1 protein-coding gene and 1 pseudogene are annotated in these 1,288 nt (G+C 58.2%); both read right to left on the bottom strand.

What is annotated here, in order from left to right; genetic code table 11:
* Positions 1 to 320 precede the first annotated feature (320 nt).
* Positions 321 to 419: pseudogene (locus M3I54_RS45275) on the bottom strand (IS6 family transposase); the annotation flags it as partial.
* 303 nt (positions 420 to 722) lie between these two features.
* Positions 723 to 1,288 (bottom strand): transposase (locus tag M3I54_RS44270; RefSeq protein WP_254346713.1); only part of this gene is annotated, 566 nt, incomplete at its 5' end.

Here is a 1,288-nt window from a genome sequence, read left to right as displayed (position 1 = left end):
CTAACGTGACAATGTCGACATACGTCGTCGGGAGTTGGACAAACAGGACGACCACTCACACAATTGATCGTGCATCGTCGGCTATTCTTGTGATTTCAAGCTGGGGAACCGGTGGCGCATAGTTTGCTTGATTATAGTGCCTTCAGGTGCGTTCCGCAGCCGGAGATCCGTAGCGCTTCCGCTACGCTCTGTTCAGATTTTCACGAATGGCCCAAGCGCACGGCGTTGTCACGTTAAGGTATTCGAGACGCAAGAGCGTACAGGACGTGCATTTGCCCAGAAATTGGACGGAACTTGGGTGAGAGAAGCGATGCCACGCCGGCAAAGCGTGCGGCGAGCTGTTTGCGATAGAGTGATGCACGCAGTGAATGTCGCTTGCGCGCGAAGTGCTGGCGAATCGGACCGAAGCTCGATAAGGGGACTCTGGTGCAAATAGGCGGTGTATACGAGATTGTTGTTATATAGAGGATAACTCATCAAGCAGACAGGACGGCCTCCCAGACTGCGGGCGCAGTGATATCTTTGACAACTGATTACGGGTTTCAAGCAGACTGAAGTTGCATTTGATCAGTAATGCATATGTTTCATGAAATGCATGAGTTGGCAAGACAGGCAACGCGAAGCGGAAGTCTGATTTGCGAAGTGATCGACATGGTAACGACGCGCGCGGCCATGGCGCAATGCGCCGGCGAAGTAGCGACAGGCCGCCCTGAGGGCCGCGATCAGCTGCGGCAGTAGTGCCTCAGGTTGATCATCGTGTAGGCGAGCGTCTTGAGCGCGTAGTGCACGGCACTGATGCGTTCGAAGCGCAGCAGCAGGCGGCGGAAGGTGTCCTCCCAGGCGAACACGCGCTCGATGGTGCTGAAGCGCTCCGCGAAGATGGCCGCGTCGAAATGCCGTCTGCGACCGCGCTTCGGTGCCTTGCGCCCACGCGGGTTCTCGGGAATGTTGGGCCTCATGCCGCGGTTGAAGATCGCACGGCGGTTTTCGCGGCAGTCGTAGACGCCATCCAGACTGACGGTTGAGTCCTGCAGGTTCGCACCAATGGCGCGCGCCATGGCGGTGAGTTTGGGTAGCGCGTCACGCAGCAGGGGTGATTCGTTGCGATTGCCCGGCGCCGTCACGAATGGCGCGATGATGTTGCAGTTGCGATCGCAGAAGGCCACCACCTTGTCGCCCTTCAGATGCTTGTGCCCGCTGTAGCCCAGGTTGTCGCCGCCTTTCTTTGCCGCTGTGGTCGTGCCGTCGCCATGGATGTTCGCGAGGTCGAGGAGCTGGTCCCGATGCA

This window comes from Paraburkholderia sp. CNPSo 3274 (assembly GCF_024206475.1).
GTDB lineage: Bacteria > Pseudomonadota > Gammaproteobacteria > Burkholderiales > Burkholderiaceae > Paraburkholderia.
The sequence above is the reverse complement of the archived record's forward strand: the minus strand, read 5'-3'. Positions and strand labels throughout refer to the sequence as shown.